At 65.9% G+C, this 26215-nt stretch carries 25 protein-coding genes; 17 read left to right on the top strand and 8 right to left on the bottom strand.

What is annotated here, in order from left to right; genetic code table 11:
- Positions 1–81 precede the first annotated feature (81 nt).
- The 5 genes from N2K99_RS13765 (at position 82) to N2K99_RS13745 (ending at position 4300) form a co-directional block, all read left to right on the top strand.
- Positions 82–1290 carry an acetoin utilization protein AcuC gene (locus N2K99_RS13765; RefSeq protein WP_227919082.1) on the top strand — a complete coding sequence of 403 codons (1209 nt, stop codon included), beginning with the start codon at positions 82–84 and terminating at the stop codon, positions 1288–1290.
- Positions 1291–1657: 367 nt separating this feature from the next.
- Positions 1658–2137: a helix-turn-helix transcriptional regulator gene (locus tag N2K99_RS13760; protein WP_227919081.1), complete on the top strand. Its 480-nt coding sequence runs from the start codon at positions 1658–1660 to the stop codon at positions 2135–2137.
- A 103-nt stretch (positions 2138–2240) separates the two neighbouring features.
- Positions 2241–3581 (top strand): NADP-specific glutamate dehydrogenase, encoded by a 1341-nt coding sequence (gene gdhA, locus N2K99_RS13755; protein WP_227919079.1) that lies wholly within the window; start codon positions 2241–2243, stop codon positions 3579–3581.
- 198 nt (positions 3582–3779) lie between these two features.
- Complete coding sequence (locus N2K99_RS13750; protein ID WP_227919077.1) at positions 3780–3992, top strand: helix-turn-helix domain-containing protein; 213 nt, start codon at positions 3780–3782, stop codon at positions 3990–3992.
- 209 nt (positions 3993–4201) lie between these two features.
- Entirely contained in the window at positions 4202–4300 is a 99-nt protein-coding gene (locus N2K99_RS13745; RefSeq protein WP_003792170.1) for a 30S ribosomal protein bS22, read from the top strand.
- Between the two features lie 139 nt (positions 4301–4439).
- On the opposite strand, the gene N2K99_RS13740 is transcribed toward N2K99_RS13745, so the two are convergent.
- A complete protein-coding gene (locus N2K99_RS13740; RefSeq protein ID WP_227919075.1) occupies positions 4440–5252 on the bottom strand; it encodes an HAD family phosphatase in 813 nt (270 codons plus the stop codon).
- A 66-nt stretch (positions 5253–5318) separates the two neighbouring features.
- Between N2K99_RS13740 and N2K99_RS13735 the strand changes: the two genes are divergently transcribed.
- Together N2K99_RS13735 and N2K99_RS13730 are read left to right on the top strand one after the other, a co-directional pair.
- Positions 5319–5570 carry a glutaredoxin family protein gene (locus N2K99_RS13735; RefSeq protein WP_227919072.1) on the top strand — a complete coding sequence of 84 codons (252 nt, stop codon included), beginning with the start codon at positions 5319–5321 and terminating at the stop codon, positions 5568–5570.
- Positions 5570–6328 carry a redox-sensing transcriptional repressor Rex gene (locus N2K99_RS13730; protein ID WP_227932962.1) on the top strand — a complete coding sequence of 253 codons (759 nt, stop codon included), beginning with the start codon at positions 5570–5572 and terminating at the stop codon, positions 6326–6328. The genes N2K99_RS13735 and N2K99_RS13730 overlap by 1 nt, the downstream gene beginning before the upstream one ends.
- Here the strand turns inward: N2K99_RS13730 and N2K99_RS13725 are convergent.
- The 3 genes from N2K99_RS13725 to N2K99_RS13715 all read right to left on the bottom strand — a co-directional run bounded on the left by N2K99_RS13725 (position 6284) and on the right by N2K99_RS13715 (position 9941).
- Positions 6284–7453, bottom strand: coding sequence for a hypothetical protein (locus N2K99_RS13725; protein WP_227932963.1), 1170 nt, complete (start codon positions 7451–7453; stop codon positions 6284–6286). The genes N2K99_RS13730 and N2K99_RS13725 overlap by 45 nt on opposite strands.
- Before the next feature lie 965 nt (positions 7454–8418).
- Entirely contained in the window at positions 8419–9138 is a 720-nt protein-coding gene (locus N2K99_RS13720) for a hypothetical protein (protein ID WP_227919065.1), read from the bottom strand.
- A gap of 263 nt (positions 9139–9401) precedes the next feature.
- On the bottom strand, positions 9402–9941 hold the full coding sequence (locus tag N2K99_RS13715) for a YceI family protein (RefSeq protein ID WP_227920890.1): 540 nt from the start codon (positions 9939–9941) through the stop codon (positions 9402–9404).
- 158 nt (positions 9942–10099) lie between these two features.
- Here N2K99_RS13715 and N2K99_RS13710 point away from each other — a divergent pair, with 158 nt between their 5' ends.
- The 5 genes from N2K99_RS13710 to ccsB are packed head-to-tail and all read left to right on the top strand — an operon-like array spanning position 10100 to position 15084.
- Positions 10100–10762 (top strand): histidine phosphatase family protein, encoded by a 663-nt coding sequence (locus N2K99_RS13710; RefSeq protein WP_227919063.1) that lies wholly within the window; start codon positions 10100–10102, stop codon positions 10760–10762.
- Between the two features lie 59 nt (positions 10763–10821).
- Entirely contained in the window at positions 10822–11457 is a 636-nt protein-coding gene (locus N2K99_RS13705) for a TlpA family protein disulfide reductase (RefSeq protein ID WP_374200031.1), read from the top strand.
- Between the two features lie 5 nt (positions 11458–11462).
- Entirely contained in the window at positions 11463–12260 is a 798-nt protein-coding gene (locus tag N2K99_RS13700) for a cytochrome c biogenesis CcdA family protein (RefSeq protein ID WP_227919061.1), read from the top strand.
- The gene (locus N2K99_RS13695) at positions 12260–14044 is read left to right on the top strand and encodes a cytochrome c biogenesis protein ResB (RefSeq protein ID WP_227932964.1); all 1785 of its coding nucleotides are present in this window, start codon (positions 12260–12262) and stop codon (positions 14042–14044) included. The genes N2K99_RS13700 and N2K99_RS13695 overlap by 1 nt, the downstream gene beginning before the upstream one ends.
- The gene (ccsB, locus tag N2K99_RS13690) at positions 14044–15084 is read left to right on the top strand and encodes a c-type cytochrome biogenesis protein CcsB (protein ID WP_227932965.1); all 1041 of its coding nucleotides are present in this window, start codon (positions 14044–14046) and stop codon (positions 15082–15084) included. The genes N2K99_RS13695 and ccsB overlap by 1 nt, the downstream gene beginning before the upstream one ends.
- A gap of 132 nt (positions 15085–15216) precedes the next feature.
- Here the strand turns inward: ccsB and N2K99_RS13685 are convergent, their stop codons facing one another.
- On the bottom strand, positions 15217–15588 hold the full coding sequence (locus N2K99_RS13685; RefSeq protein WP_227919056.1) for a PLD nuclease N-terminal domain-containing protein: 372 nt from the start codon (positions 15586–15588) through the stop codon (positions 15217–15219).
- Positions 15589–15672: 84 nt separating this feature from the next.
- On the opposite strand from N2K99_RS13685, the gene N2K99_RS13680 reads away from it, so the two are divergent.
- The gene (locus tag N2K99_RS13680) at positions 15673–15978 is read left to right on the top strand and encodes a DUF4229 domain-containing protein (protein ID WP_227919054.1); all 306 of its coding nucleotides are present in this window, start codon (positions 15673–15675) and stop codon (positions 15976–15978) included.
- Between the two features lie 40 nt (positions 15979–16018).
- On the opposite strand, the gene N2K99_RS13675 is transcribed toward N2K99_RS13680, so the two are convergent.
- Genes N2K99_RS13675 through N2K99_RS13665 form a run of 3 tightly spaced genes read right to left on the bottom strand, consistent with a single transcriptional unit; the run spans position 16019 to position 19049 of the window.
- Positions 16019–16903 (bottom strand): 1,4-dihydroxy-2-naphthoate polyprenyltransferase, encoded by an 885-nt coding sequence (locus tag N2K99_RS13675; protein ID WP_227919052.1) that lies wholly within the window; start codon positions 16901–16903, stop codon positions 16019–16021.
- Between the two features lie 48 nt (positions 16904–16951).
- A complete protein-coding gene (locus N2K99_RS13670) occupies positions 16952–18088 on the bottom strand; it encodes an AMP-binding protein (protein ID WP_227919049.1) in 1137 nt (378 codons plus the stop codon).
- 7 nt (positions 18089–18095) lie between these two features.
- Entirely contained in the window at positions 18096–19049 is a 954-nt protein-coding gene (locus N2K99_RS13665) for a 1,4-dihydroxy-2-naphthoyl-CoA synthase (protein ID WP_227919047.1), read from the bottom strand.
- Positions 19050–19198: 149 nt separating this feature from the next.
- Between N2K99_RS13665 and N2K99_RS13660 the strand changes: the two genes are divergently transcribed.
- From N2K99_RS13660 to narI, 4 genes are read left to right on the top strand one after another with little or no spacing between them, the layout of a single operon-like run.
- Positions 19199–22918: a nitrate reductase subunit alpha gene (locus tag N2K99_RS13660; protein ID WP_227932966.1), complete on the top strand. Its 3720-nt coding sequence runs from the start codon at positions 19199–19201 to the stop codon at positions 22916–22918.
- On the top strand, positions 22918–24690 hold the full coding sequence (gene narH, locus N2K99_RS13655) for a nitrate reductase subunit beta (protein ID WP_227932967.1): 1773 nt from the start codon (positions 22918–22920) through the stop codon (positions 24688–24690). Before N2K99_RS13660 ends, narH begins: the two co-directional genes overlap by 1 nt.
- Positions 24687–25385 (top strand): nitrate reductase molybdenum cofactor assembly chaperone, encoded by a 699-nt coding sequence (narJ, locus tag N2K99_RS13650; RefSeq protein ID WP_227932968.1) that lies wholly within the window; start codon positions 24687–24689, stop codon positions 25383–25385. Before narH ends, narJ begins: the two co-directional genes overlap by 4 nt.
- On the top strand, positions 25382–26197 hold the full coding sequence (gene narI, locus N2K99_RS13645; protein WP_227932969.1) for a respiratory nitrate reductase subunit gamma: 816 nt from the start codon (positions 25382–25384) through the stop codon (positions 26195–26197). Before narJ ends, narI begins: the two co-directional genes overlap by 4 nt.
- The last annotated feature ends 18 nt before the right edge of the window (positions 26198–26215 follow it).

Below are 26215 nucleotides of genomic sequence, written 5' to 3'. Positions count from 1 at the left end.
CCGCACAGTAGTAGCACTTATCCGGCAGATGGGCGCGGACACCAATATCAGAGTAGCGCCCGCATCACGTAGCCTGTCTGCATGATCAGTTCCGGGCTAAGCCTTCCCATTATGCCGACGTGCATTGTCTGGGATGAATCCATGCTGGCTTACGACTTCGGCGCAGGCCATCCGATGAGCCCGGCGCGCCTGGACCTGACGGCCCGGCTGGCCCGTGAATTGGGACTTTTCGACCTCGAAGGGGTCTCCATGACCGAGCCGTATGTCGCCTCGGCAGCCGACCTGCTGACCGTCCATGGCTTCGACTACATCAGCGCCGTGCAGGCCGCCGGAGCCGACCCCGCGAACTGCAACACCCTGCTGGGGCTGGGTACCGAGGACACGCCGGTCTTCGCCGGCATGCACGAAGCCAGCGCCCGGTTGGTCGGCGGTTCCCTGGCCGCTGCGGACGCCATCCTGTCCGGCGAGGCGACACACGCGGTCAACTTCGCCGGCGGCATGCATCATGCCGGCTATGAAAAAGCGTCCGGATTCTGCGTCTATAACGACGCCGCGGCCGCCGTCGCGCGGCTCCTTGCCAAGGGTGTGCAGCGGGTGGTGTACATCGACGTCGACGCCCACCACGGCGACGGCACGCAGAACATTTTCTGGGACGATCCCCGCGTTATGACCATCTCGCTGCATGAAAGCGGCCTGACCCTGTTTCCGGGGACGGGTTTCGCCAACGAAACCGGTGGCAAGGCAGCCGAAGGAACCGCGGTCAACATCGCCGTACCGGCACGCACCACCGACGCCGGCTGGCTGCGGGCGTTCCACGCAGTGGTACCCCAGCTGACTGAGGCCTTTGCTCCGGAAGTAATTGTCAGCCAGCACGGCTGTGACAGCCACACGGATGATCCCATGACCAGCCTCCGGGTCAGCGTGGAGGCCCAGCGGCAGGCTGCCCTGACCATCAGCGACCTGGCCGGCCGCCTGTGCGAAGGCCGCTGGATCGCCACCGGCGGAGGCGGCTACAACGTCGCCTCCGTGGTGCCGCGGTCCTGGGCGTTGCTGATGTCAGTGGCTGCCAACGGGCGGGTGCGTCCCGCCACCCCGCTGCCCCCGGCCTGGCGCGAGTACGTGCTGGAAAAGCACGGCGTGAAGTCCGGCGAGACGCTGGGAGACGGGGCGGATATCTGGTGGCGTTCCTGGGAAGTGGGCTACGACCCGAATGACGAGATCGACCGGACCGTGATGGCGACCCGCAAGGAATTGTTCCCGCTGCACGGGCTGGATCCGTGGTTCGACTAGGCGGTTCCTCCGGGATGCTCCCGGCTGAGGGTACGGATAAACTGGCGGGGTCCCGGCCTGGGCCTGCCGGGCAAGCTGTCCGGCACCTTCCACGCGGGCGGGCGGAAGCAGTTCTGGAATATTTCCGGATATGACCGCGCCGTCGTCATCGCACTGGACCCCGCGGAAAAATTTGACCGTCTCGTGATCACGGTTGATGACCCGAACCAGCTGGTGGACATGATCAACAACGCGGTCGGCGTACGGTAAACCAGCAGAACCGCTGGTTCAACCCGCGGCTCCTGCAGTGCAACGAGGCACCGGCCGCAGCGAGCATACGGTGGTCCTCCGGGATGCTCCCGGTCCCATATCCGCTAGGGTAAATGCCATGGTCTTTGACGATGTGTTTGCAGTAATCGCGGAAGGTACGCGGCGTGAAATCCTGGGCGCCCTGCGTACCGGCGACAAGTCCGTAGGGACACTGGTGGAGGAACTCGAGGTCAGCCAGCCCACGGTCTCCAAGCACCTGAAAGTGCTGCGCGAAGCCGGACTCGTCTCCATGCGGGCCGAAGGCCAGCGCCGGTACTACTCGCTGGAAACTGCCCCGCTCGAGGAACTGGTCCTGTGGCTGCGGGCCTTTGACCTCGCGTCGCTGACGGAGTCCCGCCTGGCATCCGTTTCGGCAAGCCACCAACCCGCCACCGCGGCTGCCGCGGCGGCCGGTGCGCTGGTGCCCGGCGCCGCGGAGACCCGCCCGCTGCCGGTGGACGCCGGCGTGCAGAACCTCGGCCGCACCGTGGGACGGGCCGCAGAGCGGGCCGCCGACCTGTTCGGCCAGTTCCCGAAATTCCGCCGCCGCCGGCCCTAGGGACGCGGCCCGCAGGCACTTTGGCCCGCCTTGCATCGCATCCCCGGCATCCGCGGGGCTAGCGTAGTCCTAACCGGGGAATCCAACCTCTAAGGAGCAGCAAATGGAACGTGTACTGACACGCGTACGCGACGACGTCTTCCGTCGCAATCCCGGGGAAACCGAGTTTCACCAAGCCGTCGTGGAAGTCTTCGACTCCCTCGCCCCCGTGCTGCGCAAGCATCCCGAATTTGCCGAGGCCGCGATCCTGCAGCGGATCTGCGAACCCGAACGGCAGATCATCTTCCGGGTGCCCTGGGTGGATGACAAGGGCCAGGTACAGATCAACCGGGGCTTCCGGGTGGAATTCAACTCTGCCCTCGGCCCGTACAAGGGCGGGCTCCGGTTCCACCCCTCCGTGTACCTGGGCATCATCAAGTTCCTCGGTTTCGAACAGATCTTCAAGAACGCACTCACCGGCATGCCGATCGGCGGCGGCAAGGGCGGCTCGGACTTCGACCCGCGGGGAAAGTCCGACGCTGAAGTAATGCGCTTCTGCCAGTCCTTCATGACCGAGCTGTACCGGCACATCGGCGAGTACACGGACGTTCCGGCCGGTGACATCGGCGTCGGCGGCCGCGAGATCGGTTACCTCTTCGGACAGTACAAACGCATCACGAACCGCTACGAATCGGGCGTCCTCACCGGAAAGGGCGTGAGCTGGGGCGGATCCCTGGTCCGTCCCGAGGCCACCGGCTACGGCGCGGTGATGTTTGTCGAGGAGATGCTCAAGACCAAGGGCATGAGCCTGGACGGGCAGCGGGTGATCGTCTCCGGGTCCGGCAATGTCGCCATCAACGCCATAGACAAGGCCCAGATGCTCGGCGCCACGGTGGTGGCCTGCTCTGATTCCGCGGGCTACATAGTTGACGAAAAGGGCATTGACGTTCCGTTGCTGCGGCAGATCAAGGAAACGGAGCGGGGCCGGATCTCGGAATATGCCGAGCGCCGCGGACACTCCGTGAGCTACGTGACGGAGGGTTCCATCTGGAACGCGGGAGCCGGCGTCGCCCTGCCCTGCGCCACCCAGAACGAACTGGACGAAGCAGACGCGCTGGCATTGATCAAGTCCGGAGTCCGGGCCGTGGCCGAGGGCGCGAACATGCCGTGCACTCCGGCCGCCATCACCGCATTCCAAGCCGCCGGGGTACTGTTCGGCCCGGGTAAGGCGGCCAACGCGGGCGGCGTCGCCACCTCCGCGCTGGAGATGCAGCAGAACGCGAGCCGGGACTCCTGGTCCTTCGAGCATACGGAACGCCGGCTCAGCGAAATCATGGTCAACATCCACGAACGGTGCGCCCGGACCGCAGAGGAATACGGTTCGCCCGGCGACTACGTAGTGGGTGCCAACATCAGCGGCTTCGTGAAGGTAGCCGATGCGATGCTGGCCCAGGGCGTGATCTAGGCCGGCTTGCACGGCCCGGGCCCCGTGGCTGCGGAAAGAACTTCCACTATGGTTACTCCTGCCACTACAGTAGGGACCATACGGGGCCATCAGTGACGCACGTCGCAACAGGCCGGTGACGCGATATCCTTCAGCCACAGGTGCTCCCACATGGCTTGCTGTCGGGAGCGGCGGCAATGAGCAAAGGAACGGGACTAAATGGCAGACGAGGGAAACTTCTCGGATGTGCGGTTTCTGACGGTATCGGAAGTTGCCGATGTCATGCGGGTCTCCAAGATGACTGTGTACCGGCTGGTCCATTCCGGCGAGCTGCCGGCCGTCCGTTTCGGCCGGTCCTACCGTGTGCCTGAATCGGCCGTCCAGAAGGTGCTCCGCGACGCCGTTATTGACCGGCGTACAGACACTGCCTAAGCCCTGCCTCGGGTACACCGCTTCACTGAACAGCGCCGGGACGCGCCGTTCCCGGCTGCTGTTCCGGGCTGGCAAATTCCACAGCCCCGAAGCTGTACCCTGTTAAGGAACGTTTTAACCGAAAGCCAGTAACTACCGGCAACCAGCTCCTGTGCCCACGGCAACAGGGGAGGGGAACCGGTGACTCCTAATAAGTTTGTGAGGACTCTGTGGGTTCAGTAATCAAGAAGCGCCGCAAGCGTATGGCCAAGAAGAAGCACCGCAAGCTGCTTCGCAAGACCCGCCACCAGCGTCGCAATAAGAAGTAGGTCCTTCTTAGCGACCGTTGTCAGCTGGCCCCCGCTGCACATGCAGTGCTGGGTCCGCTACGGCAGAGCCCGCCAGTCCCTAGGGATAGGCGGGCTCCGGTTTTTAAGCAGCCGCCGGGCGGTCAGCTCTGCTGGGCTGTCAGCGGGCCCGCACCCAGGAGAACCCCCGCCACAGTCCGTACGTCGCCCCGGCAACGGTCGCCGACTTCAGGCCCAGCGTTGCTGCCCTCCGGCCTGACCGGAAGTCGTACACGGGCCAGTTGCGCTCACGGGCATGACGGCGCAGGCGTGCGTCCGGATTGATCGCCACCGGATGCCCCACCAGGCTCAGCAGCGGAACGTCGTTGTAGGAATCGCTGTACGCCCAGCAGCTTTGCAGATCCAGGCCTTCCTTCTCGGCCAGCGCCCGGACACCGGCAGCCTTGGCTGGCCCATGCAGGAACTCACCCACCAGGCGTCCGGTGTACATGCCGTCGGTGACCTCGCTGACAGTGCCGAGGGCACCGGTGAGGTCGAGCCGGCTGGCGATGACCGAAGCAACTTCGATGGGCGTTCCGGTGACCAGCCAAACCGGCCGGCCGGACTTCATATGCTGCTGGGTCAGGGCCCGGGTGCCGGGCCAGATCTTGGAGACAATCATTTCGTCGTAGACCTCTTCGCCCAGCGTGCGCACATCCTCCGAAGAGAGACCAACGGCGAAGGCCAAGGCGGCGTCGCGGACAGAGTGGACGTCCTTGAGGTTTTCACCCTGGAGCATGAACCTCAGCTGCTTGCTCGCGAACCCGGCTGCTTCACGGATCGTGAAGACTTTCCGCTGGTACATTTTCCGGCCCACGTGGAACAGGCTGGCACCGCGCATGAGCGTATTGTCGACGTCGAAAAAGGCGGCTTCGCCAGGTTTGCCCGCGGCGTCTGTGGTTCCGGTGGCTCGGACTACAGTGGCTCGGGGCATGGTCCGAGTCTACGCAAAACCCGGCCTGAGCGCGGAAATCCGACGTATTGGGGCTATTTTGGACATATGAGTGAATCCGTCGGACCGGAAGTCGTCCTCCTTACCCGACCGGGCTGCCATTTGTGCGAAGACGCCCGCCTGGTGCTCCGGCGCGTGGGGGAGGACCTTGGCATTCCCTGGCAGGAACGCAGCGCCGAGGATGACCCGGAACTCGCCGTCCGCTTCGGCGAGGAGATCCCGGTGTTGTTCATCGACGGCGTCCAACGGGACTTCTGGAAAATCGACGAAACACGGCTGCGGCGTCTGCTGGGGGCGTGATGACACCCGAGGAAGTCCGGTCGGAACGATCCGCCCTGGAGGGCGGAACGGCCAACAGCGGCGAGGCGGCCCGACCATCGTCGGCCGGTGCGGGTGCAGGACGGCACATACCGCCGGCGTCGCTGGCGCGGTTGACTATCTACTTGAGGGCGCTGTCCGTCATGCTCGCCGACGGGATAGAACGTGTGTCCTCTGAAGAGCTGGCCGAAGCGGCCGGAGTTAACTCGCCCAAGCTGCGCAAGGACCTGTCCTATCTGGGGTCCTACGGGACCCGCGGCGTTGGATATGACGTCCCGTATCTCAGCGGACAGATTTCCGCCGCGCTTGGCCTGACATTGAATTGGCGGGTAGCCATAGTAGGAGCCGGCAACCTCGGCCGTGCCTTGGCAGGCTATCCCGGGTTCGGCTCAAGGGGCTTCGAGGTTGTGGCACTGTTCGACGCCGACCCGATGGTTATCGGCCAGGAGGTGGGCTGGCTAAGGATCAGCCCGGTGGACTCGCTTGAAGCAGTGCTCGCGAAGACGGAGGCGAACATGGCGGTGCTTTCGGTGCCCGCCGAGGTTGCCCAGGATCTATGCGACCGCCTCGTGGAGTCCGGCATTACCAGCATCCTCAGCTTTGCTCCCGTAGTGCTGCAGGCGCCCGAAGATGTCCAGATCCGCAAAGTGGACATGGCGACCGAACTGCAGATCCTTGCCTACCACGCACAGCGTTCACAGGTTTCGCAGATCGCCGCCCGGGCCCGCCTGGCGCGCTAGGACCGGTTCCGACGGCAGGGGTTCCGCCTGGCCTCCTAGGTGTTGGTGCGGCTTTGTTTGGTGCCGTTGCGGCGCGAACGGCTCAGCCGAGAGTACCCGCGGGCGGAACCACGGAGCTGCTCCCTTGGTGAAGGTGATCACGGCTCCTGCGACGCCCAGGGCTGCCGCGAGAGACTGGGTGCCGGTTCCTGCGTTCGTCGCGTAGAACAGTGCCGTGCCCGCAAGGACCGCGGTGGCTATCCGCGCCCAGCGGTGCCGGTCCCGAACGGCAACCGCAAGCAGGAGGGCGGATCCCAGGATCACCAGGGCATAGGCGAGCTCTACCGCCGCCTGCGTCCTGGCATAGTGGGTGCCGGTCACTCCGTACCGCTCGAGGAGGGCAATGGCGGGCGGCAGCGAATCCGGTATGGGCATCCGCGAAACGGTTGTAATGGTGCCCCACAGATTGAGCAGGCCGGCACCTGAAATCAGCGCGAATGCGGCGGCAATGGCAGGAACCGGGTTGCCGGTGTTCGCCGGCAGGTGGCGCTGTACGGCCCGCACCACCACGGCTATCGCGTGCGCTGTGGTGCGGGCTGCAACGGCTATGGCATGTGCAACGGTGCGGGCTACCACCGAGGTGGCGTGTGCGACGGCGCGGGCACCGACGGCTGTGGCGTGCGCTGTGGTGCGGGCTGCAACGGCTATGGCATGTGCAACGGTGTGGGCTACCACCGAGGCGGCGTGTGCGACGGCGCGGGCACCGACGGCTGTGGCGTGCCCTGTTGTGCGGGCGCCTACGGCCGTGACGTGTGCTGTGGTTCGTGCGCCTACGGCCGTGGCGTGTGCTGTGGTGCGGGCGGCCGTCGAAACGGCGTCGGCGACGGCGCGGGCGCCTACGGCTGTGGCGTGCGCTGTTGTCCGGGCGGCAACGGAGATGGCATTTCCGATGGTGCGGACTGCGACGGCAACGGCGTGGGCCGTGGTGCGGGCGGCCATCGAAACGGCGTGGGCCGTGGTGCGGGCGGCCATCGAAACGGCGTGGGCCGTGGTGCGGGCGGCCATCGAAACGGCGTGGGCCGTGGCGCGGGCCGCCACCGACACCGCATGGGCGGCAGCGCGCGCCCCGGCGACAGTCGAGTGCACCGCGGATTGAATCGCCGCCGATGCGGCGTGTGCAGCGGAAAGTATCCAGTTCCAGACGGCATGGGCCGCGGCTTGGAGCCATGCCGAGGCGGCACGGGCTCCGGCGCCAACTCGGTTGGCCCCGGACTGGACCGCAGCGCTGGTGGCATGGGCGCCGGCTTGAACCTGAATGGATGTTGCATGCGCCCCGGCATGGACTCCGGCAGAAGTTGCCTGGGCCCCGGCTTGAACCCGCAGCGAAACGGCGTGTGCTCCGGCGCGGACCCGGACAACCCCTGTATGGACGCCGGCAGAAGTAGCCCGGGCTCCCGCCCGGGCTTGATTGGAGGTGGCATGCGCCGCGGCTTGGACATGATTGGATGCGCTGCGTGCCAAGCTGCGGAGCCAGGAGTAAGTTCCCTGCACCCCGGTGCGGAGCCAGGCGGCGGTTCCTCCCGCCCCGACGCGAAGCCAGGCAGATATACCCCGCAGTCCTGCACCCAACCACGTAAAGGTGCCATGAAGGCCGCTGCCAATCCAGGCGATGACGCCCTGGAACCCTGCCCGGAGCCAGACGTAGAGGGCGTGGCCGCTGCCGTTCTCCCCGATCCCTGAGGGTGAGCCGGGTTCAGGGGAGGTAGGTTCCTCCCGTTTCCCGGATCCGCTGCCGGGGCCTGCCGGGGAGCCCCCGGATACCGTCGGGGGATGGAGCGGTACTTCCGGGATGAAGATGTTGGGCCCTGCATACTCCGGAGAATCGGCTGCCCGGTTGCGCAGGGGAATACGGGTTTTTTGTTGCTGCGGGTTAGGAAGCAGAGCTGCCATGGTCCTCCCCTTCACGGCGGAACTCCGGGGCCGTTGCGTAGCAACTCGCCGCCGGAAGAGAACACAACGCTACGCGGGCACGGTCGGCGTGTGACCCCTCCACTGCGAAACCCGATCCGGCAAGGGAGAAGTCCCGCCGAAACCGACGGGACTGTGCGAACTCAGTAGGGGTACAGCGGAGCCTTGCGGAAGTACGGGGTGGACGGCCGCAGATACAGCATCACGATCCCGGCAATTCCCAGCAGGCTGGAGGCCAGCGAAATCAGGCTTAGTGGTGAGGTGAAGTAAGCGCCCAGCATGGTGAAGATGCCGATTAAGGAGAAGGCGGCAAACACGGTGCCCAGAATGCGGGCCCAGTTTTTTCCCCTCCGTACAAAGAACGCGATCAGCACGTAGATTGCAAAGCCGATCAGGGCCACGACGATGCCAAAGGAAATGAGGAAGGAGCTCACGCCTTCTTCGTCCAAACCGGTTTCGGCGAACGCCTCCTGCTCCTGGGAAGTCATGATCGACGGCAGGCTGAAGGAGGTGATGACGTTGTTGATGAGGCTCAGCACGCCGGCAGCAAGGATCAACCACGATCCGATGATGACCTCGCGCGGGGCAGGTCCCTTAGCCGGTTTTACCGGCGGTGCATAGGAGTAGGGCTGGGCGTAGCCGGAGGGCTGGGGGTAGCCGGAGGGGACGGACTTGTCGTAGGGGCCGCCTGGAGCATACTGACCGTACTGCGGCTCCGGACGGGATCCGGGACCGGTTCCGGGAACAGTAAATCCATCGGGATTCGCAGCGCCGCCTGCACCCTCGGGGCTGGTTGTGCCGTCAGGATTGGTCGGGTGGTTGGGCTCGCGCCCTGGCTCGGGAGTGTTCTCTGGTGTGCTCATGTCCGCCTGCTTGCTGGTTGGTGTCTCGAAGCGGCTGGACGAAGGTGCCGTCGGCGTGGCCGGGGCGCCCCCGCAGCCAAACATCCAGCGTATCGCGGTGGGTCCGGGACGGTCAGGGGTCCCGGAAAGATGGTCCCCGAAAACAGTCCCGGAAAGACGGCCCCGGAGTACAGCCCCGAGGACAGTCCCGGAAAACAGCCCCAAAAAAACGGCCCCGGACCAATGGGTCCGGGGCCGCCCTGTGGGGGGGGGGGAATGGGGGGCTAGGCTGCTACGAAGGCTGCGTCAACGTTGATGGTGACCTTGTCGCCCACCAGGACGCCGCCGGTTTCCAGTGCCGCGTTCCAGGTCAGGTCAAAATCCTTGCGGCTGATAACCGTGCTGGCGGAGAAGCCGGAGCGGGTGGCGCCGAAGGGATCCACGGCCACACCGTTGAACTCCGTGTCCATGACGACGGAGTGGGTGATGCCCTTGATCGTCAGGTCGCCTGTGATCTTGTAGGTGGAACCGGCGCCTTCAATTCCGGTCGCAGTGAACGTCAGCTCCGGGAACTGCTCGACGTCGAAGAAGTCCGCGCTCTTGACGTGGGCGTCACGATTGGCGTCGTTGGAGTTGAAGGAGTCAGCGGCAATCACGGCAGTGACCACGGTGTCAGCCAGGGTCTCGCCGACCACGAGGGTAGCCTCGACCTTGTCGAAGTTGCCGCGGACCTTGCTGATGCCGGCGTGACGGACAGTGAAGCCCACTTCGCTATGGGAGGCGTCGAAATTCCAGGTTCCGGTGGTGAGGCCGCTGGGGATCATGGAGAGCTCCTTCTGGTAGCGGTGCTGCCGGGAGGCCCCGACGGCACTTTCATGCATTTGCATACAGTGTTGCACGGTTTGGTTAAAGGTTCAAGTGAAATGGGTCCGTCGATTTCGAAGATTTAGCTGACGGCTCCAACTCTGCGAAACTGGGACACATGTCCCGCTCATCCATACACCTCGTGCGCCACGGTGAAGTCTTCAATCCGGACAAGGTCCTTTACGGACGCCTTCCGGAGTTCCATTTGTCCGACCTCGGCCGCCAGATGGCGGACCGGGTGGCGGAACACTTCATCGAAGAGCGCAGCAAGGGGGCCAACCTGGTCTACCTGGTTGCTTCGCCGCTGACCCGGGCCCAGGAGACCGCCGCCCCGTTGGCGGCCGGACTGAACCTGGAAATCGCCACGGACGAGCGGATCATAGAGGCGGAAAACCGCTTTGAGGGCATGTCCCGCATCAAGAGCCAGCTGCGCAATCCGCGGTACTGGCCGCTCCTGCGCAATCCCATGCGTCCCTCCTGGGGGGAGCCGTACGCCAAGCAGGTTGCCCGTGTGATGTCCGCCGTTGATGATGCACGGATGCGCGCCGTGGAACTTGGCGGAGATGATGCCGAAGCCGTTTTGGTCAGCCACCAGCTGCCCATCTGGGTCACCCGGCTCGCAGCCGAGGGCCGGAAGCTCTGGCATGACCCCCGCCAGCGCGAGTGCACCCTGACGTCCGTCACCACCCTGGAGTTCGACGGCGCCGTACTCACCGGCGTGCGCTACGCCGAGCCCAGCGCGGACCTCCTTCCCGGTGCAGCAAATGTTCCGGGAGCATAATAGAATTACTACGCGTTGTAGAAGTGGCTCCTCCCTGCCGCGATGAAAGCTGGAAATCCTTGAAGAACCGCACACGCCCTGCTGAGCCGGAAGCCCTTGGGCGACGTTCCTTCCTTCGGCTCGGTGCCGGGCTGGCCCTCGCCGTCCCCTTTGCCGCAGCTGCCACCGGCTGCTCCACGGATGACCCCCTGGCCGAACAGGCCAACGCTGGAGACAACAAGAACTACATTGCCGGCGACGGCTCCGTCACTGAATACGACGCAGCCGAGCGCGGAGAAGCGGTGCAGTTCTCCGGTTCCCTGTTCGACGGCACCGAGGTGACCTCCGCTGACTGGGCGGGCGACGTCGTCGTACTCAACTTCTGGTACGCGGCCTGCGCCCCGTGCCGGAAGGAAGCCCCGGACCTGGTGGAGCTGCACGATGAGTTCGCCGGTGCCGGTGCCCGCTTCTACGGCGTGAACATCCGGGACGAGAAGGCCACCGCGGAAGCGTTCGAACGGAACTTCAATATTCCGTACCCCAGCTTCCGGGACAAGGACGGCGGCGTACTGCTGGCCATGACCAAGTTCGTTCCGCCGTCGGCCGTACCCACCACGCTGGTGCTGGACCGGCAGGGCCGCGTGGCTGCCCGCATCCTCGGACTGGCAGACAAGGGCACCTTGAAGGCCCTGATCAGCGACTCGCTGGCAGCGTAGGGACAGTGTCCTTCCTTACTGCCGTCGTGGCCCCGGTGACCGAGTCCACCGCCAATACCTTTGCAGACACCGTCCTGAACGGGTCCGTACTGCTGGCTATCCCCGTGGCTGCCCTCGCCGGCCTCGTATCCTTCCTTTCCCCCTGTGTGCTGCCCCTGGTTCCGGGCTACCTCGGCTATGTCACCGGGTTGACCGGCGTCGACCTGCAAAAGCAGCGGCGGGGACGGATGTTCGCCGGCATCGGATTGTTCGTGCTCGGCTTCTCCGTGGTCTTCGTGGCCCTGGGCGCCGGAATCGGACAGCTGGGTGCGTGGTTGAAAGGCTCCGAACAGGCCTGGATTTCGCAGGTCCTGGGCCTCGTCGTGATCCTGCTGGGCATCGTGTTTATGGGCGGCATGAGCTGGTTCCAGCGGGACCGCAAGATCGAAGCCAAGCCGCCGGCCGGGCTCTGGGGAGCTCCGGTGCTCGGCATCACCTTCGGGCTGGGCTGGGCACCGTGCATCGGCCCCACGCTTTCGGCAGTCCAGTTGCTTTCCTTCTCCGGCAGCGACGCCAGCGCCGCAAAGGGAGCCCTGCTGACCTTCGTGTACTGCCTCGGACTGGGGCTGCCCTTCCTGCTCATCGCCGTCGGGTTCCGCCGCGGCATGGGCGCCCTTGGCATCTTCCGCCGGCACCGGCTGGCCCTGCAGCGTTTCGGGGGCGGCATGCTGATTGCCCTGGGCCTGCTGATGGTCAGCGGAGTCTGGAACCAGTGGATCAACCAGCTCCAAGGTTGGTTGGGTAACGTGACCCTGCCGATCTGATGCCGAAACCCAGTGAAGAACAGACGACCAATGAGAACACCTTGACCCCCGGACCGGATGACGTGACAGACAAAGCAACAACGCCCCGCCCGTCCAACCCCCGCCCCGCCAAGGGACGCCGGGACGACGTTGCGCTGCCCGCACTGGGCCTGCTTGGCACGCTGCGCTGGGCCTGGAACCAGCTGACCAGCATGAAGACGGCGCTGTTCCTGCTGCTGCTGCTCGCCGTCGCCGCCGTGCCGGGATCACTGTTTCCGCAGCGCCCCGCCGATCCTTCGGTAGTCACGCAGTACATCAAGGACAATCCCGAAACCGGGCCCTGGCTGGACCGCTTCCAGCTTTTCGACGTGTACTCCTCCGTCTGGTTCTCGGCGATCTACCTCCTGCTGTTCATCTCGCTGATCGGCTGCGTGATTCCCCGGGCCAAGGCCCACTTCAAGGCCATGCGCTCCAAGCCTCCGCGCACGCCGAGCCGTCTTTCCCGGATGCCCGAGTACGGCACGCTCACGGTTCCGGCGCAGCTGTCACTGACACCGGCGGATGCCGTGCGCGACGCCGCGAAGATCCTGCGCCGCCGCGGTTACCGCGTGGACATCCGGGACGAGGACGGCGAACGTCCTTCCGTCGGCGCCGAGCGCGGCTTCGCCAAGGAACTGGGCAACCTGGTGTTCCACACCAGCCTGATCGGCGTCCTGGCCTGCGTGGCTTTGGGCGGGTTGTTCGGCTACAGCGGACAGAAGATCGTGGTGGAGGGCGAGTCCTTCGTTAACACCCTGGTCAGCTATGACACCTTCACGCCCGGCTCCAACTTCACCGAAGACCAGCTGAGCCCCTATTCCCTGACGCTGGACGACTTCGAGATCGAATTCGACCGCGAATCCGAGACCCACTACGGACAGCCCCTGGACTTCACGGCGAACGTGACGGTGAAGGAAGACCCCGAGGCCGAGGCCGAGGAACAGGTCCTGAAGGTCAACTCGCCCCTGACGCTGGGCGGCACCCGGGTGTACCTGGTGGGCAACGGCTACGCCCCGATGGTGACGGTGCGCGACGGCGAGGGCAACGTGGCGCTGGAAGGCCCGGTGGTGGCCGTGCCCACCGATGCCATGTACACCTCCCTGGCCGTGGTCAAGGCTCCGGATGCCAAGCCGGACCAGCTCGGCTTCGTCGGGTTCTTCCTGCCGACCGCCATGATCGACGAAGCCGGAGTCAGCTACTCCGGCGACCCGGATCCGATCAATCCCCAGCTGAACCTCAACTCCTACTACGGGGACCTGGGGCTGGACGAAGGAGTGCCTTCCAACGTCTACGTGCTGGAAACCGAAGACCTGACGCCGCTGAACAACCGCGACCTCGACGCCGGCGGCATTGTGCTGGGCGCCAACGAGACGTATGAACTCCCCGACGGCAAGGGATCCATCACCTTCGACGGCCTCAAACGGTACGCAGCCCTGGACATCCACTACGATCCGGGAAAGACCGGAGTCCTCGTGTTTGCCGTGCTCTCCCTGTCCGGTCTGGCTGCCTCGCTGTTCCTGGCACGCCGGCGGGTCTGGGTGCGGGCCGGCCAGCATCCCGACGGACGGGTAATGGTTGAATACGGGTTGCTGGCCCGGGGCGAAGATCCCCGCCTGACCAGTGAAGCAGCTGCACTCCGCGGACTGTTCGCTGAGAAGTGGTTGGCAGGGCAGGACGCAGAAGGACAAAATGTTGGACGGGCCACCGTCTCCGCACACGCATCGGCAGATAGCACCGCCACAGAAGAATCAGGTAAGGACCAGTAATGCCCTCCATTGATTACACCCTCGCCAGCTACAGCGAGCTCTTTATGCTGCTGGCGGCATTTGCCTACACGATCGCCTTCCTGGCGTTCACGTGGGACCTTGCCAAGAGCAGTAAAACCATCCGATCGGTGGAAAGCCGGCTGGAACAGAAGACCTCCGTGCGTGAAACCGTTCCCGCCGGCGCCGGCGCCGGTGCCGGCAACGGCTCCGCCCGGGACTGGGACGCCGACGGCAGCCGCGAGGCACAGACCGCTGACAGCGCCATGGGCTACACCGGTCCGCGGCGCAACGCAGCCCGGGTAGGCGTGGCCCTGACCGTGCTGGCGGCAGCCATCCACGCGGCCGGCGTCGTAACCCGCGGTATGGCGGCGCACCGCGTCCCCTGGGGCAACATGTACGAGTTCTGCACTACGGGCGCCCTGGTGGTAGCCGTGGTGTTCCTGCTGGTGCTGACCCGCCGTGACCTGCGCTTCCTCGGCACCGTGGTGGTGGGCCTGGTGCTTGTTATGATGATGGCCGCCACCATCGGGTTCCCGACGCCGGTGGCACACCTGGTTCCGGCGCTGCAGAGCTACTGGCTGATCATCCACGTTTCGGTTGCCGTGATTGCGTCGGCACTGTTCACGTTGACGTTCGCCATGTCCGTCCTGCAGCTCCTGCAGGCTGACCGGGAAACCCGGATCCGCGCCGGACGCAAGGAACGGCTGCCGTTCATGCGCATCGTGCCTTCCGCGCAGAGCCTGGAGAACCTGTCCTACCGCATCAACGCAGTGGCCTTCGTCCTGTGGACCTTCACCCTCATGGCCGGCGCCATCTGGGCCGAACAGGCGTGGGGCCGGTACTGGGGCTGGGACACCAAGGAAGTCTGGACCTTCGTTATCTGGGTGGTCTACGCAGGCTACCTGCACGCCCGTGCCACCCGCGGCTGGACCGGGACCCGTTCCGCCTGGCTGTCGATCGTCGGCTACCTCTGCGTGGTCTTCAACTTCACGATCGTCAACATGTTCTTCTCCGGCCTGCACAGCTACTCCGGCGTCTAACTCAACCGGGGTCTAGCTCCACAGGGGCTGGCCGCCCGGCCCCACAGACACTGAAAGACCCGTTCCGGGACATCCGGAACGGGTCTTTTTTATGCGGTGATCAGCTTATGTCTGTGAAGTGCTGCAGGGACCTCAGGCGCCGGGCTTGCCGTCGTCGTTCTGTTTATCCCTGCCTTCTTCCTTGGCCCGCAGCTGGGCCTCCCGGGCCCGCAGCTCGGCTTCCTTCTGTGCCTGGCGGCGCCGGACCTCGAGGTTGCGCAGGAACTCCGGATCGTCGTCGGGCGCCGAGGGGCGCCGCGGCTCGCGCGGCCCGGGCCCTGCGGAGGGCCGGCCGAACAGGAACCAGAGCACTGCGCCCAGGACCGGAATCAGGACGATGGTGAACATCCAGGACACCTTGGAGATGCTGCGCACCTCGTTTGCCCGGGACATGAGGCAGTCAATGGCGGCGTAAATGATCACGGCAGCGACGATGATGACGCCGAACAAGACAAGACGGGGCATACGGACATTGTAGTGGAGGGCACGGTCCGTGGCGTCGGGTGGACGGAAGGAACGCTGAGGACGCCGAGCGCCTAGAATGAAGGCGTGGCTTTCTGGAAATTTACTGCTCTCCGCCTGGGTTTGGTGGCCGTCTTCTTCGTGATCTGCATGCTGCTGCAACTCGGCATCGTGCTTTCGGCGCTTGCCGCCGCCGTGCTGGCGTGGTGCGTCACCTATCTTTTTGCCCGTGATATGCGGGACGAAGCGGCCCGTACGGTACAGCGGCGCTTCACCGAGGAACGTGCACCCAAGCGCAACCGCGGCGAACTGGATGATTCCGCGGCAGAGGACACCTTGGTCGCCGAGAACCCGGACGTCCAGATCGACAACGACCGCCGCCGCGACGCCTAGCCTGCCGCGACGCCTAGCCTGCCGCGGCGACGCGGTAAACCTAGGCCAGCAGCCGCGTGAGGACGAGTCCGGCGCCGTAGAGCACGCTGAAGCCGAGGTTGATCAGGCCGGTGTGCTTCAGGACCGGGATCAGGCTGGAACCCTTTTTACCCGTGAGCATCAGCCCGCAGGGCAGGATGCACGCCGGAATGAGCAGCAGCACCAGCAGTATCCACGGGTAGCTGCCCGCGATGAAGAGCGGCAGCAGCAGCGCCAGGGCCAGCATCATCACGTAGCTGATCCGTGCAGCGCCGTCGCCCAGCCGCACGGCGAGGGTCCGCTTGCCGGCCACCCGGTCCGTGGGGATGTCGCGGACGTTGTTGGCCATCAGCAGGGCCATGGCGATCAGGCCGGTACCGATGGCGCCCAGCACCGAGGCTGTGTTGATTTCCAGTGCCTGCGTGTAGGTGGTTCCCAGCGTGGCCACCAGTCCGAAGAACACAAAGACGAAGATGTCGCCCAGCCCCCGGTAGCCGTAGGGGTTCTTCCCGCCGGTGTAGCCCCAGGCAGCGGCAACGCAGCCGATTCCCACGAGGATCAGGTACGGGGTGCCGGCCAGGACCACGAGGGCCACGCCCGCCAGCATTGCGGCGGCGAAGCAGCCGAACGCCGCGTACTTGACCTGCTTCGGGGATGCCAGCCGGGAGCCGGTCAGCCGCAGCGGCCCCACCCGGTTGTCATCCGTGCCGCGGATGCCGTCCGAATAATCGTTCGCGTAGTTCACGCCCACCTGCAGCAGTACGGCAATCAGGGCGGCCAGGACGGCGCGGACGGGTGAGAAACCGCCGAGGTCGTACGCGGCGGCGGATCCGATAATGACCGGCGCGATTGCCATCGGCAGCGTCCTGGGACGGGCGCCTTCTAACCATTGGGCGGCTGTAGCCACGGTGTTTTTCCTTAGTTCTTGAGTTGAGACAGGTGCGTAAAAGACGGGTCAGTGCCGCGCGGCGGCCAGCAGCCGCAGCAGCGTCATGCGGTCCGCCTTGCCGTTGGGGAGCAAGGGCAGGGATTCCAGCAGCAGGACCACCTTCGGGACGGCAGCGGCGCCCAGCCGGGAGCGGACGGCGTCGCGGATCAGTTCGGGGTCCACGCTGCCCACGACGGCGGCGCCCACCCGGGAGCCCCATTCGGCGTCGTCCAGGCCCAGCACAAACGCCTGCTCGACCCCGGCAACCGTCTCCACTACCTCGGCCACGGCCTGCGCGGAGACCTTGATCCCGCCGCTGACAATGACGTCGTCCAGCCGGCCGGAGACGGTGACCCTGCCGGCGTCGTCCACTGTGCCGGTGTCATCCGTGCGGAACCAGCGGCGTCCGGAGTTAAACCGGAAACGGTCCTCGGTCAGGTCCGGCCGGCCCATGTAACCGTCCGAAAGGACGTCACCGGCAATCCAGAGGCGCCCCTCCCACCGGATGACGTCGACGCCGGGCAGCGGAACGCCGTCGTAAACGCACCCGCCGCAGGTTTCGCTCATCCCGTAGGTGGTCACGACGTTCAGCCCGTAGCCGCGGGCCTTTTCCAGCAGGGGAGCGCCGGCCGGTGCGCCGCCGAGCAGGATGGCGTTGAACCGGCGCAGCACGCGCAGGGTTTCCGGCGCCGGATCCTGCAGCAGGCGGTGAAGCTGGGTGGGCACCAGCGAGGTGAAGCGGTTGCGGTCCGTCATGTCCTCGGCGGCACGGGTGAACACCTCGGCGCTGAACGGCACGGAAAGGTCCATAAAGACCGGCTGCGTCCCGGCGTACAGGGAGCGGACCAGGACCTGGATTCCGGCAATGTAGTTGACCGGCAGGGCCGCCAGCCACTGCCCGTCCGACTTCAGGGCCATGGCGGTGGCCATCGAGGACGCGGCCAGCGCGTCCGTGCTGAGCATGGTCTGCTTCGGGGTGCCGGTGGAGCCGGAGGTGCTGACCACCAGGGCTATGTCGTCATTGGGCAGTTCACCCTCGAACGTCTGGTCCGGGTCGGTGTGCGGTGCCACCGCGGGGCCTTCCCCGGCCAGGGCATCGGCAAGCGGGGAGAGCAGCATGCCGGCGTCGAAGCCGGGGGTAATCAGGACTGGGAGCAGTTCCAAGGGGGTCCTAGAAGTAGTAGGGGAATGAGGACCAGTCCGGGTCGCGTTTGGCCAGGAATGCTTCCTTGCCCTCCACCGCCTCGTCCGTCATGTAGGCCAGCCGCGTCGCCTCGCCGGCAAAGACCTGCTGCCCGGCCAGGCCGTCGTCGGCCAGGTTGAAGGCGAACTTGAGCATCCGGATGGCCTGCGGCGACTGCCGGGCAATGTCTGCGGCGTATTCCAGGGCGACCTTTTCCAGGTCCTTGTGGTCCACGGCTTCGTTGACGGCACCCATGGCCACCATCTCCTCGGCGGAGTATTCCCGGGCCAGGAAGAAGATCTCGCGGGCCTTTTTCTGGCCGATCTGCCGGGCCAGGAGCGCCGAGCCGTAACCGGCGTCGAAGCTGCCCACGGTCGCGTCGGTCTGCTTGAACTTGCCGTGCTGGCGCGAGGCGATGGTCAGGTCCGAGACCACGTGCAGGCTGTGGCCGCCGCCGGCTGCCCAGCCGTTCACAACGGCGATGACCACCTTGGGCATGGTGCGCATCAGGCGCTGCACTTCCAGGATGTGCAGCCGGCCGGCGCGTGCCGGGTCGATGGTTTCCTTCGTCTCTCCCTCGGCGTACCGGTACCCGTCGCGGCCGCGGATCCGCTGGTCCCCGCCGGAGCAGAAGGAGTGGCCGCCGTCCTTGGGGGAGGGGCCGTTGCCGGTGAGCAGGACGGTGGCGACGTCCGGCGTCATCCGGGCGTGGTCCATGGCCCGGTACAGCTCGTCCACGGTGCCCGGGCGGAAGGCATTGCGGACCTCCGGCCGGTTGAACGCGATACGCACGGTCGGCAGGTCACGCACGACTGCACCGTCGGCGTCGCGCTCCACCTGACGGTGGTACGTCATGTCCTGCAGGTCCTCGAACCCGGAAACAAGACGCCACTGCTGCGGGTCGAAGATATCGGACACCTGTACTGGAAGTTCTGTGCTCACAAACCGAGTTTATCGCCCGTGGGCAAAACCTCCGGACGGCGGGCTCCTGTTCGGCGAAGCACCCGCCCGGGCACCGGAGTGCCCGGGTCCGGGGTCAGTTCTCCGCTTACCACTGTCGGGTTCGGGCGCACTGCCCCAAGCTTGTAGGTATGGCTGGCTCCGTTTCGGGGATCGATGGCCCCGCTTCCGATGCAATGCTCTCTCTCGGCAGGTTCTTCACCCGGTGGGATGAAACGGGTGACGGACGCGCCGTGTTCCGGGAAGGCGGCCGTGAAGGAGACGCCTTCTACCGGAACCGGTGGAGCCACGACAAGGTGGTGCGCTCCACCCACGGCGTGAACTGCACGGGCTCCTGTTCGTGGAAGGTGTACGTCAAGGACGGGATCATCACCTGGGAGGCGCAGGAAACCGACTATCCCTCGGTGGGACCGGACCGGCCGGAGTATGAGCCCCGCGGCTGTCCCCGCGGAGCAGCCTTTTCCTGGTACACCTATTCCCCCACCAGGGTCCGGTTCCCCTATATCCGCGGGGTGCTGCTGGAAATGTACCGGGAAGCCAGACAGCGTACCGGAGACCCGGTGCTGGCCTGGGAAGAGATCGTCCGCGACCCGCAGCGCCGCCGGAAGTACCAGCAGGCCCGCGGCAAGGGCGGGCTGGTGCGTTCCAGCTGGGCCGAAGCCCTGGAGATGACGGCCGCAGCACATATCTCCACGATCAAGAACTACGGCCCGGACCGCTGCACGGGCTTCTCGCCGATTCCGGCCATGTCCATGGTGTCGCACGCGGCCGGAGCCCGGTTCATCAACCTCATCGGCGGGGTGATGAACAGCTTCTACGACTGGTACGCGGACCTTCCCGTGGCCAGCCCGCAGGTGTTCGGCGACCAGACGGACGTCCCCGAATCCGGAGACTGGTGGGATGCCACCTACCTGATGATGTGGGGGTCCAACATCCCGGTGACCCGCACCCCGGATGCGCACTGGATGGTGGAAGGGCGCTACCGCGGGACCAAGGTGGTCTCCGTCAGCCCCGACTATGCGGACAACACGAAGTTCGCGGACGAATGGCTGCCTGCCGCCGCCGGCTCCGACGGCGCGCTCGCCATGGCCATGGGACACGTCATCCTCAAGGAAAACTTCGTGGACCGGCGCGTGCCGTTCTTCGAGGGCTATGTGCTGCAGTACACCGACCTGCCGTTCCTCGTCACGCTCGAGGAGCGGGACGACGGCACCGTGGTGCCCGGGAAGTTCCTCACCGCCGCGGACCTGGGACGCCGCGAAGCCAAGGCCTCCGACTCCGCGTTCAAGACGGTCCTGCTGGACCGCGAGGCCGGCACACCCGTAGTGCCCAACGGATCGGTGGGCTTCCGGTACAACGAGGCCGACGCCGGCAAATGGAACCTGGACCTGCAGGGCGTGGTGCCGGCACTGTCCATCGCGGATGCCGCTACCGTCCGGCAGGGGACCAGCCGGGTGGACCTGCCCGCCTTTACGGACCCCGGCGGCACGGGCTCCGTCCTGCGCCGCGGCGTGCCGGTGACCACCGTGGCAGGGAAAACCGTCACCACCGTGTTCGATCTGATGCTCGCCCAGTACGGGCTCGGGCGGAACGGCCTGCCGGGGGATTGGGCGGCCGGGTACGACGACGCCGGCACCCCCTACACTCCGGCGTGGCAGCAGGAGATCACCAATGTGACTCCCGACGCCGTGATCCGCACGGCCCGGGACTTCGCCGCCAACGCGGAGAAATCGAACGGCCGGTCCATGATCATCCTCGGCGCCGGCATCTGCCAGTGGTACCACGGGGACGTGACCTACCGGGCGATCCTGGCGATGCTGATGCTCTGCGGCTGCCAGGGCCGCAACGGAGGGGGCTGGGCGCACTACGTGGGCCAGGAAAAATGCCGGCCGATTACCGGCTGGGCGGCCATGGCCTCAGCCGGGGACTGGAACCGGCCGCCGCGCTTTATGATCGGCACCGCATTCTGGTACATGCATACCGACCAGTTCCGCTCCGACGGCTACTCCTCCGATTCGATGCAGTCGCCCCTGGCCGCCGGACACCTGCGCGGGCTGCACACCGCCGACGTCATCGCGAAGTCCACCCGGATGGGCTGGATGCCTTTCTTCCCGCAGTTCGATGCAAAGAACTCCCTCGATGTCGCCGACGAGGCGGCAGCAGGGGTGGCCCGCGGCGAGGCACCCGACGAGCCGGGGTGGGTGGCGCAGCAACTCAAGGACGGGCGGCTGCGGTTCGCCGTGGAGGACGTTGACGCCCCGGAAAACTGGCCGCGGACGCTGATCCTGTGGCGGTCGAACCTGCTGGGCTCCTCCGCCAAGGGGGAAGAATATTTCCAGAAACACCTGCTCGGCACGCTGAACAACGTGATGGGCGAGGATCACAACGAGTCCCGGCCACGCGACGTCGTCTGGCGGGAAGACGCACCGCAGGGCAAACTCGATCTGCTCGTCTCCGCCGACTTCCGGATGACGAGCTCCACGCTGCTGTCCGACGTCGTGTTTCCCGCTGCCACCTGGTACGAGAAATACGACCTTTCCTCCACAGACATGCACCCCTATGTGCACGCGTTTACCCCCGCGATCCCGCCGCCGTGGGAAGCGAAGACGGATTACGACCTGTTCCGCCTGCTCTCCGAGGAGTTCTCCCGGCAGGCCGCGAAGCACCTCGGGGTACGCAGGGACCTCGTAGCCACGGCGCTCACGCATGACACGCCCGGGGAGATCGCGCAGCCCGGCGGGCACGCCCCGGACTGGAAGGGCACCGACATCCCGGCGGTCCCGGGAAAGAACCTGCCCTCCCTTGCCGTGGTGGAGCGGGACTATACGGCCATCGCCGAGAAGTTCGCCGCCGTCGGACCGCTGGCGGACAAACTGGGATTCACCACCAAATACGTCAAGTACGACGTGACGCGGCCCTTGGAACAGCTGGCCCGCAAGCACGGGGTCTTTGACCGGGGCGCGGCGGCGGGCCGCCCGGCGGTGGACACCGACGCCCGCATGGCCGAGGCGATCCTGCTGCTTTCCGGCACCACCAACGGGGAACTGGCCGTGCAGGGTTTCCGGACCCTGGAGAAACGGACCGGAACGCCGCTCGTGGATCTAGCCGAGGGCGCCGAGGACCGGCAGATCACCTTCCGCGACACCCAGGACCGGCCGACGCCGGTGCTGACCTCCCCGGAGTGGTCCGGCTCCGAGACCGGGGGCCGGCGCTACGCACCGTTCACGATCAACATCGAACGGCTCAAACCCTTCCACACGCTCACCGGGCGGATGCATTTCTTCCTCGACCATGACTGGATGCTGGACATGGGCGAGGCCCTGCCGATCTACCGGCCGCCGCTGGACATGCACCGCCTGTTCGGGGAACCGCAGCTGGGCACCCGCGGGGAGCTCTCCGTGGCAGTGCGCTACCTGACCCCGCACAACAAGTGGTCCATCCACTCCGAATACCAGGACAACCTGCTGATGCTCTCGCTGTCCCGCGGCGGAACCTCGGTATGGATGAGCCCGCAGGACGCCGCGCTGATCGAGGTGTCGGACAACGAGTGGGTGGAATGCGTGTCCAACTCCGGGGTGCTGGTGGGCCGGGCGATTGTCAGCAGCCGGATGCCGGCCGGAGTGATTTACGTCTACCACGCGCAGGAACGCATCATCGACGTGCCCAAGTCCGAAGCCACCGGCCGGCGCGGCGGCATCCACAACTCCGTGACCCGGATCCTGGTCAAACCCACCCACATGATCGGCGGGTATGCCCAGCTGTCCTGGGCCTTCAACTATCTCGGCCCCACCGGCAACCAACGGGACATTGTCTCCGTGGTGCGCAAACGTTCCCAGGAGGTGCAGTACTGATGCGGATCATGGCGCAGACAGCAATGGTGATGGCGCTGGACAAGTGCATCGGCTGCCACACCTGTTCGGTGACCTGCAAACAGGCCTGGACCAATCGGGCCGGCACCGAGTACGTGTGGTTCAACAACGTGGAGACCCGGCCCGGGCAGGGGTATCCGCGCCGGTACGAAGACCAGGAGCGGTGGAAGGGCGGCTGGGAGCTGAACAACCGCGGCAGGCTGAAGCTCAAAGCCGGCGGGAGGCTCGCCAAGCTCTTCGGCATCTTTGCCAGTCCGGTCCAGCCGGAGCTGAACGACTACTACGAGCCCTGGACCTACGACTACGAAAACCTGATCAACGCGCCGGCCGGCAACGACTTTCCGGTGGCCAAACCCAAGTCCCTGATCACCGGCCAGGACATGAAAATCACCTGGTCGGCCAACTGGGACGATGACCTGGGCGGATCCGAGCGGACCGGCGGCCAGGACCCGGTGCTCGAGAAAATGCGCCGGGACGCGGAGGAGAAGGTGAAGCTGGAATTCGATTCCACCTTCATGTTCTATCTGCCGAGGATCTGCGAGCACTGCCTGAATCCCTCCTGCATGGCCTCCTGCCCAAGCGGTGCGATCTACAAGCGTGAAGAGGACGGCATTGTGCTGGTGGACCAGGACCGCTGCCGGGGCTGGCGGCAGTGCATCACCGGCTGCCCGTACAAGAAGATGTACTTCAACCACCGCTCGGGCAAGGCGGAGAAGTGCACGTTCTGCTATCCGCGCATCGAGGTGGGCATCCCCACGGTCTGCGCCGAAACGTGTGTGGGCCGGCTGCGGTACATCGGGATTTTCCTGTACGACGCCGATCGGGTCACCGAAGCCGCGTCCGTGCCCAACGAGCAGGACCTCTACGAGGCGCAGCTGGACCTGATGATGGATCCCAATGACCCGGAGGTCATTGCCGGTGCCCGGGCCGAAGGCATCCCGGAGGACTGGCTGGACGCCGCCCGGCGCTCGCCGGTCTACGCCCTGGCCAAGGAAATGCGGGTGGCGCTGCCGCTGCACCCGGAATACCGCACGATGCCGATGGTCTGGTACGTGCCGCCGCTGTCCCCGATCGTGGACGTGCTGAAGGAGCAGGGGCACGACGGCGAGGCGGCGGAGAATCTCTTCGGCGCCATTGAGGCCCTGCGGATTCCGGTGGAATACCTCGCCGAACTCTTCACGGCCGGGGACACGGACCTGGTCACCGCAGTGCTGCGGAAGCTTGCCGCCATGCGCGCCTACATGCGGAACATCACCCTGGGTGATGAGCCTGACGAGAGGATCGCGGCCGACGTCGGCATGACCGGCGAGCAGATTGTCGCGATGTACCGGCTGATGGCCATTGCGAAATATGAGGAGCGGTACGTGATTCCCGCAGCGCACGCGGAGGACGCCCACAACCTGGAAGAGATTGGCTGCTCCCTGGATGTGGAGGGCGGCCCCGGGATGGGACAGACAGGGGTCTTCGGTGAGGCTTCCGGGCGGCCGATGCCCGTGGCTGTGGAGAACTTCGAAGCCCTGCAGGCCCGCCAGCGCGGGGAGGACCCGACGGGCAACGGCAACCTGGGCGGGCGGGTGAACCTGCTCAACTGGGACGGGCGGGGCTCGCCGCAGGGGCTGTTCCCAGCCAACAACAACCGGCGCGCACCCGATGAGGGTGCCGGCGAGGGCATGGGTGCCGGATACGACCAGGCAGAGGGCGATGGGCCTGGCTCGGATCAAGGCAGGGCTGACCGGGGCGGGCCGCAGCCATGAGCCTGCTGGAGAAACTGCTCGGCAAACCCGGGAAGGGCACCCTTGAGCCCGAGCCCTACGCCGATGCCCGGCCCGGCCGCAGCCGGGTGATCCGGCAGGCGGCTGCCCTGCTGCTCGAATACCCCAACGAGCAGCTGGTGGAACTGATCCCGGGAATCCGCGCGGCCCTGGCTGAAGCCGGGGCGCCGGCAGGGGAGCTGGAACCTCTCTTCGCCTGGCTGTCGTCCCGGCCGCTGCCGGAGGTGCAGGCCGCCTATGTGCAGGAATTCGACCTGTCCAAGCGGCACAGCCTGCACCTGACCTACTGGACCGACGGGGATACCCGCCGCCGGGGCGAGGCGCTCGCCGCCTTCAAGGAGATCTACCGCTCCCACGGCGTGCTGCCGGAAGGCACCGAGCTGCCGGACTACCTGCCCCTGGTGCTGGAATTCGCCGCCAAGGTTTCTCCGGAGGACGGGTACGAACTGCTGCAGCGCTACCGTCCGTCAGTGGAACTGCTCCGGCTGGCCCTGCGGGACGACGACCTGCCCTACGAAGGCGTCCTGACCCTGGTCTGCTCCACCCTTCCCGGTGCGTCCCCCGAGACCCAGGCCGCCGTGATGCGTACGGCGGGCTACGGTCCGCCCACCGAAACCGTGGGTCTGGAACCGTACAGCTCGCGGCTGCTGCCGGTGAGCGAAAGGAGCCACCCATGACTGCCGTACCTCCACCGCTGGACGTGCCGCCGCCGGAGAACGTGCAGGTGGGCGTGGACGACGTCATGCTTTGGGGCGTGCTGCCGTATCTGGTGCTGGCCATCCTGGTGCTCGGTTCCATCTGGCGGTACCGGTATGACCAGTTCGGCTGGACCACCCGGTCATCCCAGCTCTACGAATCCAGGCTGCTGCGGATTGCTTCCCCGCTCTTCCACTTCGGGATCCTGGCGGTGATCGTGGGGCATTTCGTCGGATTGGTGATTCCGAAAACCTGGATGGACGCGATCGGACTCAACGAGGACACCTACCATTTCTTCGCCCTGAGCGTGGGCGTCCTGGCCGGCATAGCCACGCTGGTGGGGATAGTCCTGTTGATTTACCGACGCCGGACCACCGGCCCGGTATTCATGGCCACCACCCGCAATGACAAGGGGATGTACATCTTCCTGCTGGCGGCGATCCTGACCGGATTGGCGACCACGGTCTTTTCCGTTTTCGACACGAACATCGTCAACTACCGGGACACCGTGGCGCCGTGGTTCCGCTCCATCTTCATCCTGCAGCCCGACATCACGGGAATGACGGCTGCCTCCATGTCCTTCAAGATCCATACGGTCTTCGGGCTGGTGCTCTTTGCCCTCTGGCCCTTCACCCGCCTGGTCCACGCGTTTACCGCGCCCGTGCACTATCTGTTCCGGCCCTACATCGTCTACCGTTCGCGGGGCCGGCGGCCGGTTCCCGGTGCGAGGACGCCGCGCGGCGGCTGGGACCCCGTGGGGACCCCCGATCGGGACCGCCCGGGCACACCTTAGAACCGAGTTCATCTGGCG

It is taken from the genome of Arthrobacter sp. zg-Y1110 (assembly GCF_025244865.1).
Classification (GTDB): Bacteria; Actinomycetota; Actinomycetes; order Actinomycetales; family Micrococcaceae; genus Arthrobacter_B.
Note: the sequence above shows the minus strand (reverse complement) of the source record. Positions and strands in the feature narration are given on the sequence as shown.